14 protein-coding genes are annotated in these 14,630 nt (G+C 71.1%); 11 read left to right on the forward strand and 3 right to left on the reverse strand.

Annotation, left to right across the window (positions count from 1 at the left end; genetic code table 11):
• Positions 1-600 (forward strand): TetR/AcrR family transcriptional regulator (locus tag P3L51_RS29840; protein WP_354608437.1); only part of this gene is annotated, 600 nt, incomplete at its 5' end.
• Positions 601-790: 190 nt separating this feature from the next.
• Positions 791-2,641, forward strand: coding sequence for a dihydroxy-acid dehydratase (gene ilvD / locus P3L51_RS29845; protein WP_354608438.1), 1,851 nt, complete (start codon positions 791-793; stop codon positions 2,639-2,641).
• A gap of 39 nt (positions 2,642-2,680) precedes the next feature.
• Here the strand turns inward: ilvD and P3L51_RS29850 are convergent, their stop codons facing one another.
• Positions 2,681-4,888 (reverse strand): protein kinase domain-containing protein, encoded by a 2,208-nt coding sequence (locus tag P3L51_RS29850; protein WP_354608439.1) that lies wholly within the window; start codon positions 4,886-4,888, stop codon positions 2,681-2,683.
• Positions 4,889-5,026: 138 nt separating this feature from the next.
• Here P3L51_RS29850 and P3L51_RS29855 point away from each other — a divergent pair, with 138 nt between their 5' ends.
• The 8 genes from P3L51_RS29855 (at position 5,027) to proC (ending at position 11,508) form a co-directional block, all read left to right on the forward strand.
• Complete coding sequence (locus tag P3L51_RS29855) at positions 5,027-5,374, forward strand: hypothetical protein (protein ID WP_435594556.1); 348 nt, start codon at positions 5,027-5,029, stop codon at positions 5,372-5,374.
• Between the two features lie 79 nt (positions 5,375-5,453).
• The gene (locus P3L51_RS29860) at positions 5,454-6,062 is read left to right on the forward strand and encodes a hypothetical protein (protein ID WP_354608440.1); all 609 of its coding nucleotides are present in this window, start codon (positions 5,454-5,456) and stop codon (positions 6,060-6,062) included.
• Between the two features lie 41 nt (positions 6,063-6,103).
• Positions 6,104-6,892 (forward strand): class I SAM-dependent methyltransferase, encoded by a 789-nt coding sequence (locus P3L51_RS29865; protein WP_435594557.1) that lies wholly within the window; start codon positions 6,104-6,106, stop codon positions 6,890-6,892.
• Between the two features lie 40 nt (positions 6,893-6,932).
• Positions 6,933-7,805, forward strand: a complete 873-nt coding sequence (sigJ, locus tag P3L51_RS29870; RefSeq protein WP_354608442.1) for an RNA polymerase sigma factor SigJ — start codon at positions 6,933-6,935, stop codon at positions 7,803-7,805.
• Positions 7,806-7,850: 45 nt separating this feature from the next.
• Positions 7,851-8,993: an NAD(P)/FAD-dependent oxidoreductase gene (locus tag P3L51_RS29875; protein WP_354608443.1), complete on the forward strand. Its 1,143-nt coding sequence runs from the start codon at positions 7,851-7,853 to the stop codon at positions 8,991-8,993.
• Between the two features lie 48 nt (positions 8,994-9,041).
• Positions 9,042-9,815 carry an ABC transporter ATP-binding protein gene (locus P3L51_RS29880; protein WP_354608444.1) on the forward strand — a complete coding sequence of 258 codons (774 nt, stop codon included), beginning with the start codon at positions 9,042-9,044 and terminating at the stop codon, positions 9,813-9,815.
• Positions 9,812-10,588 carry an ABC transporter permease gene (locus P3L51_RS29885; RefSeq protein WP_354608445.1) on the forward strand — a complete coding sequence of 259 codons (777 nt, stop codon included), beginning with the start codon at positions 9,812-9,814 and terminating at the stop codon, positions 10,586-10,588. The genes P3L51_RS29880 and P3L51_RS29885 overlap by 4 nt, the downstream gene beginning before the upstream one ends.
• A gap of 110 nt (positions 10,589-10,698) precedes the next feature.
• Positions 10,699-11,508, forward strand: a complete 810-nt coding sequence (gene proC / locus P3L51_RS29890) for a pyrroline-5-carboxylate reductase (protein WP_354608446.1) — start codon at positions 10,699-10,701, stop codon at positions 11,506-11,508.
• Positions 11,509-11,524: 16 nt separating this feature from the next.
• On the opposite strand, the gene P3L51_RS29895 is transcribed toward proC, so the two are convergent.
• Entirely contained in the window at positions 11,525-12,115 is a 591-nt protein-coding gene (locus P3L51_RS29895) for a cysteine hydrolase family protein (protein ID WP_354608447.1), read from the reverse strand.
• A gap of 75 nt (positions 12,116-12,190) precedes the next feature.
• On the opposite strand from P3L51_RS29895, the gene P3L51_RS29900 reads away from it, so the two are divergent.
• Positions 12,191-13,192 carry a GlxA family transcriptional regulator gene (locus P3L51_RS29900; protein ID WP_354608448.1) on the forward strand — a complete coding sequence of 334 codons (1,002 nt, stop codon included), beginning with the start codon at positions 12,191-12,193 and terminating at the stop codon, positions 13,190-13,192.
• Here the strand turns inward: P3L51_RS29900 and trpS are convergent.
• The gene (trpS, locus tag P3L51_RS29905; protein WP_354608449.1) at positions 13,159-14,157 is read right to left on the reverse strand and encodes a tryptophan--tRNA ligase; all 999 of its coding nucleotides are present in this window, start codon (positions 14,155-14,157) and stop codon (positions 13,159-13,161) included. The genes P3L51_RS29900 and trpS overlap by 34 nt on opposite strands.
• Positions 14,158-14,630: the final 473 nt, after the last annotated feature.

The following is a 14,630-nucleotide window of genomic DNA, read 5'->3' on the forward strand; positions in this document are numbered from 1 at the left end:
CCCCCGCGCCGCCGCGGCCGTCCCGCCCGCTCGGACGCGGACACCGGCCCCGGCACCCGTGAGCGGATCCTGGAAGCGGCCCGTACGGAGTTCGCCGAGCGCGGCTACGACAAGACGTCCGTACGAGGCATCGCGAAGGTGGCCGGGGTCGACCCGGCCCTCGTGCATCACTACTTCGGTACGAAGGAAGAGGTCTTCGGCGCGGCCATCGAGGTCTCCTTCGAGCCGGCGCTGGTCGTGCCCACGCTGCTGACCGGCGGCAAGGACGGCATCGGCGAGCGGCTCGCGCGCTACTTCATCAGCGTGTGGGAGAACCCGGTGTCCCGGGCCCCGCTGCTCGCCATCGTCCGTTCCGCCCTGACGAACGAGGCCGCGGCGGCCCTGCTGCGCAAATTCCTGCTGCGGCGGCTGCTGGAGCGGATCGCGGTGGAACTGGACGTACCGGACCCCACCCTCCGCGCCGAGCTGGCCGCCTCGCACATGATCGGGATCGCGCTCCTGCGGTACGTGATCAAGGCGGAGCCGCTGGCCTCCGTGGACACCGAGGAGATCGTGCGGATGGTCTCCCCGACGCTCCAGCGGTATCTGACCGAAGCCTGAGCGCGGCCTGAGCGAAGCCGGACCGAGCCCTGCCGAAGTCTGAGCGCGGTACGAGCGGATCCCGGGCGGGTCTGACCGGAAGCTGAACAGGCGTCCCGCATTCCGGACAGACCGTCCAGATCTTGGAGCGGTGGGCGTAGGCTCGGGAAAGTCATTCCCACCGAAGGATCTGCCGAAGGAGCGAGCGACGATGCCCGAGCTGAGGTCCCGCACTGTCACCCACGGCCGCAACATGGCGGGCGCACGCGCCCTTATGCGGGCGTCGGGCGTAGCGAGCGAGGACATCGGCAAGCCGATCGTCGCCGTGGCCAACTCCTTCACGGAGTTCGTCCCCGGACACACCCACCTCGCGCCCGTCGGCCGGATCGTCTCCGAGGCGATCAAGGCCGCCGGAGCCGTCCCGCGAGAGTTCAACACCATCGCCGTCGACGACGGCATCGCGATGGGCCACGGAGGCATGCTCTACAGCCTGCCGTCCCGCGATCTGATCGCCGACTCCGTCGAGTACATGGTCGAGGCGCACTGCGCGGACGCCCTGATCTGCATCTCCAACTGCGACAAGATCACGCCGGGCATGCTGATGGCCGCGATGCGCCTCAACATCCCCACGGTCTTCGTCTCCGGCGGCCCGATGGAGGCCGGCAAGGCCACCCTGGTCGACGGCACGGTCCGCAAGCTGGACCTGATCAACGCGATCTCGGACGCCGTCGACGAGTCCGTCTCGGACGAGGACATCCTCCGTATCGAGGAGAACGCCTGCCCGACCTGCGGCTCCTGTTCCGGCATGTTCACCGCCAACTCGATGAACTGCCTCGCGGAGGCCATCGGCCTCGCCCTGCCCGGCAACGGCTCGGTTCTCGCCACGCACACCGCGCGCAGGGCGCTGTACGAGAACGCGGGCACCACGGTCGTCGACATCACCAAGCGCTACTACGAAGGTGGCGACGAGACCGTCCTGCCGCGCAACATCGCCACCCGCGCGGCCTTCGACAACGCCATGGCGCTCGACATCGCCATGGGCGGCTCCACGAACACGATCCTGCACCTCCTCGCCGCCGCGCAGGAGGCCGGTCTCCAGTACGGCCTGGACGAGATCGACGCCGTCTCGCGGCGCGTCCCGTGTCTGTCGAAGGTCGCGCCGAACGTCGCGCCCGGCGGCACGTACTACATGGAGGACATCCACCGGGCCGGCGGCATCCCCGCGATCCTGGGCGAGCTGTACCGCGGCGGCCTCCTCGACGAGGACGTGCACTCGGTGCACTCCGACTCGCTCGACGAGTGGCTCAAGACCTGGGACGTGCGCGGCGGTTCACCCTCCGAGGAGGCCGTGGAGCTGTGGCACGCGGCGCCCGGCTGCAAGCGCTCGGCGACCGCGTTCTCCCAGTCCGAGCGGTGGGACACGCTCGACCTGGACGCCGAGGGCGGCTGCATCCGTTCGTTGGAGCACGCGTACTCGAAGGACGGCGGGCTCGCCGTGCTGAAGGGCAACCTGGCCGTCGACGGCTGTGTGGTGAAGACCGCGGGCGTGGACGAGTCGATCTGGACCTTCGAGGGCCCGGCCGTCGTCTGCGAGTCGCAGGAGGACGCCGTCGAGAAGATCCTCCGTAAGGAGATCGCGGAGGGCGACGTGATCGTCATCCGCTACGAGGGTCCGCGCGGCGGCCCCGGCATGCAGGAGATGCTCTACCCCACGTCGTATCTGAAGGGCCTCGGCCTCGGCAAGGCGTGCGCCCTGGTCACCGACGGCCGCTTCTCCGGCGGTACGTCCGGCCTGTCGATCGGCCACGCCTCGCCGGAGGCGGCGTCCGGCGGGACGATCGCGCTGGTGCGCGACGGCGACCGCATCCGGATCGACATTCCGGGGCGCTCGATCGAACTGCTCGTCGGGGACGACGAGTTGGCGGTCCGGCGGGACGCGCTGAACGGTGTGTACGAGCCGGTCTCGCGCGAGCGCAAGGTCTCCGTGGCGCTGCGCGCGTACGCGGCGATGGCGACGAGCGCGGACAAGGGCGCGGTCAGGGACGTCTCCCTGCTGGGCTGACAAGGTCCGAGTAGGCGCGACCCCGGCATCCGGTGCGTGTCACCAGGTGTCGGGGTTCTCGCTGTCCACGGCGAAGACGGATCCGTCGGGCGCCCCGGCGTAGATCCGGCCGGGCGCGGTCGCGGGGGCGGGCAGCATCGACATGGCGGCGAGCCTGCCCGACAGCAGACGCGGTTTCGTACGGCCGATCAGCGTGCCCTCCGCCGTGTCGACCGTGATCAGCTGTCCGTCGGCGGCGGAGAAGTAGAGCCGGTCGCCGGCCGTCACGACGGGGTCGGACGAGCGGGCGACATCGGTCTCCAACTGCCAGCGGGGCTCAGCGTCCTTGCCCGTACGGGTGGTGTCGACGGCCAGCAGGGCCCCGCCGGGCGCCAGCAGATACGCGGTGTCGTCGCGCACGGCCACCTGCGCCCCGGACACGAGGTAGGGCAACGGGGTGCGCCGTACGTCCCCGCTCGCGGGGTCGTAGCGCACGACCGCGTCCGTCATCGAGTCCAGATCGAGCGAGGCGAGGAACAGCGCGCCGCGTTCGGTGGCCACCGGCTCCAGGATTCCGTCGAGCCGCCGCTGCCACGCCGGCTCGCCGGTCTCCGGGTCCACCGCGCTGACCAGCGTGGTGCGGCCGTCGTCAGAGGACTCGGCGGCGTAGATGTGACCGGTCCGCGGACTGTACGGACCGAGGACGGGGCTGGTGTGGCCGGGCAGCGGACGTTCCCAACGCCTCTTGCCCGTCGCACCGTTCAGCGCCTCCACCCGTCCGTCGGACTTCACGACCAGGACGGTGTCACCGGCGTGGTGGACGCCGCCCTGGCCGCCGGAGATGTCCGTACTCCAGACCGGGGTGCCGTCGCCTCGCGCGTACGCCTGTAGCCGCGCGGTCTTCGCGGTGGTGAGTTCGGCGTGGACGAGACCGCCGGAGACGACGGGGGCGGACGAGTTCTCCGCGTCCGAGCCGACCGACCAGATCACGCGCCCGTCGGCCGGGTCGAGCCGGGCGGCGGCGACGCCGTTGGTGGAGCAGAGCAGTGTCGCCGAGACGCCCGAGGCGCCCGGTGTGTACGAGCACGCCGGCGCGGTGCCCCGCTCGGTGGTGTCGCCGATGTCCGGGGCCACCCACGGCTTGAAGGCCGCTCCGGTGGTCCCCGCCGAGCCGGAGCCGGGGTCCGACGAGGGCGCTCGCGTATCGCCGAATCCCTGCGCGGCCCAGAGACCGCCGTACACGAGCACCACGACGCCGACGGCCAGCGCCGACCACCTGGCCCGCCGGCGTCGGTCGCCCGCGGTCCTCGGCCGGGCCGCCCCCGCCTTCGTGTCCCGCTGAGAGGCGGGGCGCGAAGCAGACGTGTGCTCCCGCGTGCGCCCGGACGGTGAGTACGCCCCTATGTGGGTGCGCTGCTCCCCTTCCGGCGGATCCGAGGGCCGCTCCAAGGAACGCCGTTGAGCCGGTATGAACGCGTCCGCCTCGTACGACGGCGGGCGCAGCTCCGACATGATCTCGTCCGGCGTGGGACGTTTCTCCGGTTCCTTGGCGAGGCACCGCCCGACCAGCGGCACCAGATCGGCGGGCAGCCCGACCAGATCCGCCTCGTCGTGCACCACCTGGTAGGCGACGATGTACGGGCTGTCCGAGTCGAACGGCCCACGCCCCGTCGCCGCGTGCACCAGCAGCGAACCCAGCGCGAACACGTCGGCCGCGGGCCCCACTTCACGCGGACGCTGGAACTGCTCGGGCGCCATGTACGGCGGCGAGCCGATCAACTTCCCCGTCTCGGTCCGCAGATCGCTGTCGACCGGCCGCGAGATGCCGAAGTCGATGACCTTGGGGCCGTTGTCCGTGAGGAGTACGTTGCCCGGCTTGAGGTCGCGGTGGACGACCCCGGCCCGGTGGATGTCCCGCAGCGCCTCGGCGAGCCCCGCCGTCAGCCGCCGCAACTGGGCAGGCGACATGGGCCCGTTGCTCTTCACCTGCTCGGCCAGGGTCGGGCCCGGGATGTAGGAGGTGGCCATCCAGGGCCGTTCGGCGTCCGGGTCCGCGTCCACGACGGGCGCGGTGAACGCACCGCTGACGCGGCGCGCGGCGGCGACCTCCTGACGGAAGCGGGCCCGGAACTCCGGGTCCGCCGCGTACTGCTGATGCACCACCTTCACGGCGAGGCGCAGCCCCGACGCGGAGCGCGCGAGATGCACCACGCCCATGCCACCGGAGCCGAGGCAGGCCTCAAGCCGGTAACTCCCGGCGTATTCCATGTGTATGTCCCCCGTGTCGCTTCTGCGAGCGCGACTCACGGAGCCTAGTCGATGGTGCGGCTGTGGCTGAAGAGTGTTGCTAGCCTGCGCGTCGCACAGAGTGAACATTCAACAAGATCGACAAGGGGGAGAGCAGCGATGGCTGTTGAAGAGGTTGGAGCGGTGGCAGAAGCGGAAGGCACGGAAGTGGTCGCGGAGACGGGCACGGACGCCGAGGCGGGAACGCTGGCCGCGACGGGCGTCAGATATCCGGTCGCGCCGGGCTACCGCGTCAATGTGCGCTCGGGTCCGGGGACGAACTACAACGTGGTACGCACCTTGCAGTACAACGCCACGGTGCTGATCAACTGCCAGAAGGCGGGCGAGTCGGTGTCAGGGCCGTACGGCACGTCGAAGATCTGGGACAACATCGCCAACGGCGAATTCATCTCGGACGCGTACGTCAAGACAGGCAGTGACGGGTACGTCGCTCCGCGCTGCGCCTGAGACCCGGCCGAGAACCGGGCCGACCTGGCCCGGTTCTCGACCCTCGACCTCGACTCCCGCCGACAGGGATAATCGCCCGGTGAGCCAGAGCAAGAGCGAGAGTCAGAACGAGATCAAGAGCGAGGGCCGGAGCGAGAGCGTCGGCCCGTACGAGAGCGGCGAAGTCGCCGAGACCACCACCGTCGGCGCCGACGGTGGCCCCGGCGGCCCCCGGCCCGAGCCCCTCCGCTTCTTCGGCACGACCTGGCTCGCCCACGACGGCGGCTACGCGGCGCGCCGCGCCGCCGTCGCCGTCGGCTCACTGGCCGCGGCCGTCGGCGCGTGCCTGCTGCTGCGCTTCGCGTACCAGGGCCTGACGATCGCGGAGGCCAGCCCGTACATCGGCATTCTCGTCATCGTGATGTTCTCGGTGTGCAGCGCCATCGCCTTCCGCAAGACCTGGGAGGGCTTCTCCAAGCGCCCCGTCGACCGCGCCCGCGAGGAGCAGCTGCGCAGCCTCAAGGGCATCGGCTTCATCGGCTCACTGGTCGCGTACTTCCTGCGCTCGCTCACCGAGGCGCCGGGGGAGCGGCTGCGGCGTACGGAGTACGAGACGGCCACGGCGCGCTACGAGCGCCGCCGCACCACCCGCACGGGCAACCCGGCCGCCCGCAAGGCGAGCCGCCCCAAGCGCCCCAAGCGCAAGTGAGCCGGGACCCGTCCGGCCCCCGGGATCCGGCGCGCGACAGGATGGGACCCATGACCGATCGCGCGCTCTCCTTCGACGTCGTCGCCGGGCAGTACGACTCCGCCAGGCCCGGTTATCCGCCGGCGCTGTTCGACGCCGTCGAGGAACTGTCGGGCCGTCCCCTCCGAGGCTCCCGTGTCATCGACGTCGGCGCCGGGACCGGCATCGCCACCCGTCTTCTGGGGGCGCGCGGCGCCGAGGTCATCGCTGTGGAGCCGGGCCCCGGTATGGCCGCGCAACTGCGCCGCACCCTGCCCGACACCCCGCTGGTCCGGGCCTTCGGCGACGCCCTGCCGATCGCGGACGCGTCCGTGGACCTGGTGACGTACGCCCAGTCGTGGCACTGGACCGACCCGGCACGCTCCGTCCCCGAGGCCCTGCGGGTGCTGCGGCCCGGCGGCGCGCTCGCCCTGTGGTGGAACGTCGCCGACCCCGACGTGCCCTGGGTCGCCGCGCAGGAGGAACGGCTGCATCTGGTCGCCGGCGCCACAGCCCACAGCCCCGGCGGTCGGCACCGAGAGGGCCTGCCCGACGATCTGGCCCCTCTGCGTCGCGAACCTCGCTGGACGCGCACCGTCCCGCTCGACACCCACCTCGCCAACCTCGGCAGCCACTCCCTCTTCCGGATGCTCGGCGACGACGCCACGGCCGCCCACCTCGCCGAGGAACGTGCCGAACTGCTCAAGGTCTTTCCGACCGGCTCCGTCGAGGAGGCGTACGTGGTCGAGCTGACTGTCACACTTCGCCCCTCCGTGTCGTCTGTTGTCGGAGGCCCGTCGTCCGAAGGCTGACGGCGGTCCCGACACCGGCAGGGGAGAGGGGAACCGATTCATGGCCGATCTGACGGAGTTCGAGCGTGAGCGCAAGAGGCTCTGGGGCATCGCGTACCGCATCACCGGATCCGTCGCCGACGCCGAGGACGCGGTCCAGGAGACCTGGCTGCGCTGGCAACGGCTGCCCGACGGAGAGGCGAACGACCCCAGGTCGTATCTGACGACGGTCATCAGCCGGCTCTGTTACGACCAGCTCGGCTCCGCCCGCGCCCGCCGCGAGTCGTACGTCGGGCCGTGGCTGCCCGAGCCGGTGGTCACCGAGAGCGGGCCCGAGGACCGGGTCACGCTGGACGAGTCCGTCGGGCTCGCGATGCTCACCGTGCTGGAGCGGCTTACCCCGGCCGAGCGCACCGCGTTCATCCTGCACGACGTCTTCGCCGTGCCGTTCAAGGAGATCGCGGACGTGGTGGGCCGTACGCCCGATTCCGTACGGCAACTGGCCTCCCGCGCCCGCCGCCGGGTACGGGCCGAGGCACCCAGCCGCTCCGTCGACCGGGGCGAGCACCGGCGGGCCGTCGACGCCTTTCTCTCCGCCGTGATGGGCGGGGACTTCGACGGGTTGCTGGAGATCCTCGACCCCGAGGTGGTGTGGCGCTCGGACGGCGGCGGCAAGGTCACCGCGGCCAGGCTGCCCGTCATCGGCGACGAGAAGGTCGTCCGCTTCTCGCGGCGGCTCATGCGCGCCTTCGACCCGGACACCATGCACGCCCTCGTACGCGAAGTGAACGGCTCCCCCGGGCTCGTGCTGGTCGACCCCGTCGGCGAGCGGTGCATCGTCTTCGCCTTCAGCGTGCGGGGTGGGCTGATCACCGAGATCGACGCCGTGGTCAACCCGGAGAAGCTCCGCCATCTCGACCTCGGGAGTCTGTGACCGCGCTCACCGTCACAACCGGGCGGGCCACGTCGTCCCCTTTGTATGACACCCACCGACGTCCCTCCCCCGCCCTCCGAGAAGCAGCGGATCGTCGTGGTCGGCGCGGGCTACGCGGGGCTGATGTGCGCGCTGCGCGTCGCCCCGTACGCCCATGTCACCCTCGTCGACCCCGCCGACCGGTTCACCGAACGTGTCCGGCTGCACGAACGCGCGGCCGGAAGGCCCGATGTCACCCACGCCCTCGGCGCGTTCCTCCGGCCGACCGGCATCACCCATGTCGCCGCCCGCGCCACGGCCATCGACACCGCGGGCCGCGAGGTCCGTACGGACGACGGACGCGTCCTTCCGTACGACCGGCTCGTCCACTCCCTGGGCAGCCGCACCCGATCCACCGGCCCAGGCGACCGGGACCGGGACCGGGACCGGGACCGGGCCTACACGGTCGAGTCGGCCACCGAACTGCACAAGCGCCTCCAGGACGGCCCCGGCACCCTGACGGTCGTGGGCGGCGGCCTCACCGGGATCGAGCTGGCCACCGAACTCGCCGAGACCCACCCGGCCTGGCGCGTCGGCCTCCTTACGGAGGGTGTCGTCGGCCCGGGGCTCTCGGAGAAGGGCCGCGCGCATGTCCGTACCGTGCTCGCCGCCCGCGGCGTGCGCGTCGAGGAAGGCCGCCGGGTCGCCGGCCCCGACGACATCGACACCGATGTCGTCGTCTGGGCCGCCTCGATGGTCCCCAACACCGAACTGGCCCGCACCGCCGGGATCGCCCTCGACGGCCGAGGGCGCGTCGAGGTCGACGCGGTGCTGCGATCGGTGTCCCACCCGGAGGTGTACGGGGTGGGCGACTCGGCCGCCGGACACAGCACCACCGCCGGTTCGCTGCGTATGGGCTGCGCCGCCGCCCTGCCCGGCGGCTCGCACGCCGCGACCTCGCTCATCGCCGAACTGCGGGGCGAGGAGCCGAAACCGCTGAACTTCTCCTACAACCTCCAGTGCCTGAGCCTGGGCCGCCGTGACGGGCTGGTCCAGTTCGTACGGGCCGACGACTCGCCCCGCGACCGCGTTCTCACCGGCCGCCCGGCGGCGTACGTGAAGGAGGGCATCGTCCGCTCCACGGTCGGCGTCCTGAAGCTCGCGTCCCGCCGGCCGAACCTGCTCCCGCGCGTCCCGGGCTTCGGCTGATTCCCCCGGCCTTGACGGTGCGGCGCGGACGGGAGCATTATTCATCGCATGATGAATAAACCAGGGGCTGCCATCCGCGCCCACGGTCTGCGCGTCGTACGAGGCGAACGCACCGTGCTGCGCGACCTCGACTTCGCCGTACCGCCCGGCCGGATCACCGGCCTCCTCGGCCCCTCCGGCTGCGGCAAGTCGACCCTCATGCGCGCCGTCGTCGGCACCCAGGCCAAGGTCACCGGCACCCTGGACGTCCTCGGCCGCCCGGCCGGCGACGCCTCGCTCCGCGCCCGCATCGGCTACGTCACCCAAGCCCCGTCCGTCTACGACGACTTGACGGTCCGCCAGAATCTGGAGTACTTCGCGGCGATCCTCAACCCCGGCCGCTCCCACCGCGACGCCCGCGACGAGACCGTCCACCGCGCCATCAGCGACGTCGACCTCGGGTCCCACGCCGACGCCCTCGCGGGCCGACTCTCCGGCGGCCAGCGCAACCGCGTCTCCCTCGCCGTCGCCCTGCTCGGCACGCCCGAACTCCTCGTACTCGACGAGCCGACCGTCGGCCTCGACCCCGTACTCCGCCGCGACCTGTGGGAACTCTTCCACCGCATCGCCGCCGACCGCGCGGCCACGATCCTCGTCTCCTCCCACGTCATGGACGAGGCCGAACGCTGCCACCGCCTCCTCCTCATGCGCGACGGCGACATCCTGGCCGACGACACCCCCGACGCACTGCGCACCCGCACCGGCTCCGACACCGTCGAAGAAGCCTTCCTCCACCTGGTCGACGAGGCCAACGCCAACGCCCTCCAGGAGACCCCGCGATGACCACCCCGACAACCCCGGCTCCCACCCCGCGCGTCTTCTCAGGCGCCCGGACCCTGGCCACCGCGGCCCGCGTCCTGCGCCAACTCCGCCACGACCCCCGGTCCATCGCGCTGATGATCCTCGTGCCGTGCGTGATGCTCTTCCTCCTCCGCTACGTCTTCGACGCCGACGCCCGCACCTTCGACTCCATCGGCGCCTCCCTGCTCGGCATCTTCCCGCTGATCACGATGTTCCTGGTCGCCTCCATCGCCACCCTCCGCGAACGCACCTCCGGCACCCTCGAACGCCTCCTCGCCATGCCCCTCGGCAAGGCCGACCTCATCGCGGGCTACGCCCTCGCCTTCGGCGCACTCGCGGTCGTCCAGTCCCTGCTCGCCACCGGACTCGCCCTCTGGGGTCTCGGCCTCGACGTCGTCGGCTCGCCCTGGCTGCTCCTGCTGGTCGCACTCCTCGATGCCCTGCTCGGCACGGCACTCGGACTCTTCGTCTCGGCCTTCGCCTCCTCCGAATTCCAGGCGGTCCAGTTCATGCCGGCGGTGATCTTCCCCCAACTGCTGCTCTGCGGACTGTTCACCGCACGCGACAACATGCAACCGGTGCTCGAAGCGATCTCGAACGTCCTGCCCATGTCCTACGCCGTCGACGGCATGAACGAGGTCCTGCGCCACTCCGATGTCACCGGCGACTTCGTACGCGACGTGGTGATCGTCGCCGGCTGCGCGGTCCTGGTCCTCGGCCTGGGCGCGGCGACCCTCCGCCGCCGCACGGCGTAACCCCCGGTCCGCCACTCGGACATGCCGGGCCCGTCCCCGCCGCCGGTGCGAGGATGGCCCGGATGCTCCGTACGACGGCGCGACCCACCCCACCGGCGAGGTGACCCCGCATGACCAAGACCATCGCAGTCCTCGGTACCGGCAAGATCGGCGAAGCTCTCCTCAGCGGCATGATCCGTGCCGGCTGGCGCCCCGCCGACCTCCTGGTCACCACCCGCCGCGCCGAGCGAGCGGCACAGCTCAGGGACCGCTACGGCGTCGAGCCCGTCACCAACGCCGAAGCCGCCAAGCGCGCCGACACGCTCATCCTCGCCGTGAAGCCGCAGGACATGGGCAAGCTCCTCGACGAACTCGCCCCCCATGTCCCCGCGGACCGCCTGGTCATCAGCGCCGCCGCGGGTATCCCCACGGCCTTCATCGAGGAACGCCTCACCACCGGTATCCCCGTCGTACGCGTCATGCCCAACACCCCCGTCCTCGTCGATGAAGGCATGTCCGTCATCTCGGGCGGCAGCCACGCCACCCCCACCGACCTCAACCACACCGAGGAGATCTTCGGCGGCGTCGGCAAGACCGCCCGCGTCCCCGAGTCCCAGCAGGACGCGGCGACCGCCCTCTCCGGCTCGGGCCCGGCGTACTTCTACTTCCTGGTCGAGGCGATGACCGACGCCGGCATCCTCCTCGGCCTGCCCCGCGCCCAGGCCCACGACCTCATCGTCCAGGCCGCCATCGGCGCCGCGGTCATGCTGCGCGACAGCGGCGAACACCCGGTGAAGCTCCGCGAGGCCGTGACCTCCCCGGCGGGCACCACCATCAGCGCCATCCGCGAGCTGGAGAACCACGGCGTACGGGCCGCCCTCATCGCCGCCATCGAAGCGGCCCGCGACCGCAGCCGCGAACTGGCCTCCGGCAACGGCTGACCGCCCCGGCGCGCGGTCAGACGGACGCCGCCTTCACCACCTCTTCCGTCGTCACCACCTTCGCGAAGCCACCCCCGTGCAGCGACACCGCCGTCGCCCGCGCCAACTCCTGCGCGGTCAACTCCCACCCCCAGGGCCCCTCCTGGCCGAAGGTGTACGTCGCGTCGAACGCGAAGAGCACCTCGTACCCGAGATTCCCGGCCATGCGCGACGTCGTCTCCACACACATGTTGGTCTGGATCCCCGCCATCACCAGCTGCCCGATCCCCGCGGCCTTCAGCCACGCACCCAGATCCGGCGTGCCGTAGAAGGCGGAGTTCACGTTCTTCACCACCAGCAGTTCCGACTCGGCCGCGCCCTTCCCCCGCCGCCGCTCGACGTACTCCTTGAATCCGTTCCCCTCGCGTCCCGGCCGCAGCGGCGAATCCGACGTCGTCGAGTCGTGCCGCGTGAACACGACCGGCCGTCCACTCGCCTGCCAGGCGTCGATCAGCGCGGCGATGTTCTCGTCCGCCTCCGGGTTGTTCCGCACACCCCAGTACTCCACCTCCTCGAATCCCTGCTGCACATCGATGACCACCAGCGCCGCGTTCTCCGCTATCTCCATGGGCACCATGCTGCCGCCCGGCACCGGCCGCCTCCAGAGGTACAGAAGTCAGCGGTCGATGGTTTACTGCCACTCATGGCCGACACGCCCGCCCCCACTCCCCAACGCATCGCCCTCCTCGCCTTCCCCGGCATCCGGGCCTTCGACATCTCGGTCATCACCGAGGTCTGGGGCGTCGACCGCACCGACCGAGGCGTACCCCCCTTCGACCTCCGCCGCCCGGCCGCCGACCCCGCGCCCATTCCCCTGCGCGGCGGACTCACCCTCACCCCCGACCGCACCCTCGCCTGGCTCACCCGCGCCGACCTGATCGTCGTCCCCGGCCTGGACGACCACCTCACCCCGGCCCCCGCACCGGTACTCGACGCCCTCCGCCGCGCGCACACCCGGGGCACCACGATCGCCGCACTCTGCGGCGGAGCGTTCACCCTCGCCCAGGCCGGCCTCCTCGACGGCCACCGCGCCGTCACCCACTGGAACCTCACCCACCTCCTCCGCGAACACCACCCCCGGGTCACCGTCGTCCCCGACGCCCTCTTCCTCCACGACGACAACATCTGGACCTCGGCCGGCACGGCAGCAGGCATCGACCTCTGCCTCCATCTCGTCCGCACGACCCATGGAGCCGAGACGGCGGCGACCATCGCCCGCTCGATGGTCACGGCGCCCTACCGCACCGGCACCCAGGCCCAGTTCATCGAGCGGCCCACCCCCCGCGCCGACCGCGACGAGGACGCTCTCGCCTCCGTACGCGAATACGCCCTGCACCACCTCGACCGGCCGCTCACCATCACCGACCTCGCCGCCCACGCCGGAATGTCCCCCCGTTCCTTCGCCCGCCACTTCCAGGCCACCACCGGCACCACCCCCCTCCGCTGGCTCATCGCGCAGCGCCTCGCGGCGGCCCAGAAGCTCCTCGAACGCACCGACCTCCCGATGTCCGAGGTCGCGGGCCGCACGGGCTTCGGCAGCGAGGTGACCATGCGCCAGCACTTCGCCGGCCACCTCGGCACCAGCCCGCGCGACTACCGCGCCGCCTTCCGTCAGCCGGCGGGCAACAGCCCGACCGCCTCATAGGCCGCGTCCACCACCGGCCGGGCCATCCCCCTGGCCCGCTCCGCACCCTCCTTCAGAACCTGGTCCACCTGACCGAGATCCGCCGCGAGCTCCGCATGCCGCGCCCGAATCGGCCGCAACAGCTCGACGACGGCCTCGGCGGTGTCTTGCTTGAGTGAGCCGTACGAGTCATATACACCGGCCAGCTCGATCGGGTTCCCGCCGCCGCACGCCGCGAGGATCTCCAGCAGATTCGCCACCCCCGGCCGGGCGACCGGGTCGTACTCGACCTCGCGCCCGCTGTCGGTGACGGCCCGCATCACCTTCTTGCGCACCACGTCCGTCTCGTCCAGCAGATAGACGATCCCGGCCCCCGACTCGTGCGACTTCCCCATCTTCGAGCTCGGGTGCTGCAGATCCATGACCCGCGCGGCCACCGGCGGATTCGTGGCCCTCGGCACGGTGAACGTCGGCCCGTAGCGAAGGTTGAAACGCTCGGCCAGGTCCCGCGTCAGCTCGACGTGCTGCGTCTGGTCGTCCCCGACCGGCACCTCGTCTGTCCGGTACGCGAGGATGTCCGCCGCCATCAGCGCCGGATAGGTCAGCAGCGACGCCCGCACACTCTGCCCGGCGGCCTTGGCCAGCACGGACTTCTCCTTGTACTGGATCATGCGCCGCAGCTCGCCGTCCGTGGCTGTGCACTCCAATAGATAGGAGAGCCGGGTGTGCTCATCCACATGGCTCTGCACGAAGACGGTGCACCGGGCCGGGTCCAGCCCCGCCGCCAGCAGCAACGTCGCCGCCTGCCGGCTGAGTCTGCGCACACGAGCCGGATCGTGTTCCACGGTCAGCGCGTGCAGATCCACGATGCTGAACAGAGCGTCGGCCCGGTACTGATCCGCCTCGGCCCACCTGCGTACGGCTCCGAGGTAGTTGCCCAACGTCAGATGGCCCGTCGGCTTGATCCCGCTGAAGATCCGCGTCATTTCTCTTGTCCCACTCCTGGTCGGAGCCGCCGCCGAGGGGCCGGGCTCCCGGACCTCCACTGGGGGAGAAACGCGAACGGCCGCCAGAGCGGCGGCCGTTGGTCACACACGTGTCAGCAGGCCGCCGTCAGACGGCCCGCCAGCTGAAGGTGCACGCATGCGTGGTCATGGGTGTCAGAGTACGCGGGCAGTACCCCGAAGACCCGAGGTTGACACGTCCCGAGCGCGACCGTAATGTTCTCCGAGCTGTCCGACGTGAGCATCGACCCCGGTCGATCCCCGGACGGTCATTCCGCAAGACCACTGCAAACGTGCGACATCCGGTCGCTCTCATTTGCGTGCGCTTTTGCGAAATGAGGAATCCGCGTTCGAACGATGGACGCGAACCCCGATTAGCGTCGGGGGACTGGTTCCGCTAAAGTCTGACTCGTCGGAACGGCCGCAGGGCCGGAAAGACAAACCCGCTGACTGGG

Source organism: Streptomyces panacea, assembly GCF_040560175.1.
Taxonomy (GTDB): Bacteria; Actinomycetota; Actinomycetes; order Streptomycetales; family Streptomycetaceae; genus Streptomyces; species Streptomyces panacea.

Coding starts and splice junctions, on each gene's coding strand:
- P3L51_RS29875 (WP_354608443.1), top strand. CDS start 7,851: ATGACACCCACCGACGTCCCTCCCCCGCCCTCCGAGAAGCAGCGGATC.
- proC (WP_354608446.1), top strand. CDS start 10,699: ATGACCAAGACCATCGCAGTCCTCGGTACCGGCAAGATCGGCGAAGCT.
- ilvD (WP_354608438.1), top strand. CDS start 791: ATGCCCGAGCTGAGGTCCCGCACTGTCACCCACGGCCGCAACATGGCG.
- P3L51_RS29865 (WP_435594557.1), top strand. CDS start 6,104: ATGGGACCCATGACCGATCGCGCGCTCTCCTTCGACGTCGTCGCCGGG.
- P3L51_RS29855 (WP_435594556.1), top strand. CDS start 5,027: ATGGCTGTTGAAGAGGTTGGAGCGGTGGCAGAAGCGGAAGGCACGGAA.
- sigJ (WP_354608442.1), top strand. CDS start 6,933: ATGGCCGATCTGACGGAGTTCGAGCGTGAGCGCAAGAGGCTCTGGGGC.
- P3L51_RS29850 (WP_354608439.1), bottom strand. CDS start 4,888: ATGGAATACGCCGGGAGTTACCGGCTTGAGGCCTGCCTCGGCTCCGGT.
- P3L51_RS29880 (WP_354608444.1), top strand. CDS start 9,042: ATGATGAATAAACCAGGGGCTGCCATCCGCGCCCACGGTCTGCGCGTC.
- P3L51_RS29895 (WP_354608447.1), bottom strand. CDS start 12,115: ATGGAGATAGCGGAGAACGCGGCGCTGGTGGTCATCGATGTGCAGCAG.
- trpS (WP_354608449.1), bottom strand. CDS start 14,157: ATGACGCGGATCTTCAGCGGGATCAAGCCGACGGGCCATCTGACGTTG.
- P3L51_RS29900 (WP_354608448.1), top strand. CDS start 12,191: ATGGCCGACACGCCCGCCCCCACTCCCCAACGCATCGCCCTCCTCGCC.
- P3L51_RS29885 (WP_354608445.1), top strand. CDS start 9,812: ATGACCACCCCGACAACCCCGGCTCCCACCCCGCGCGTCTTCTCAGGC.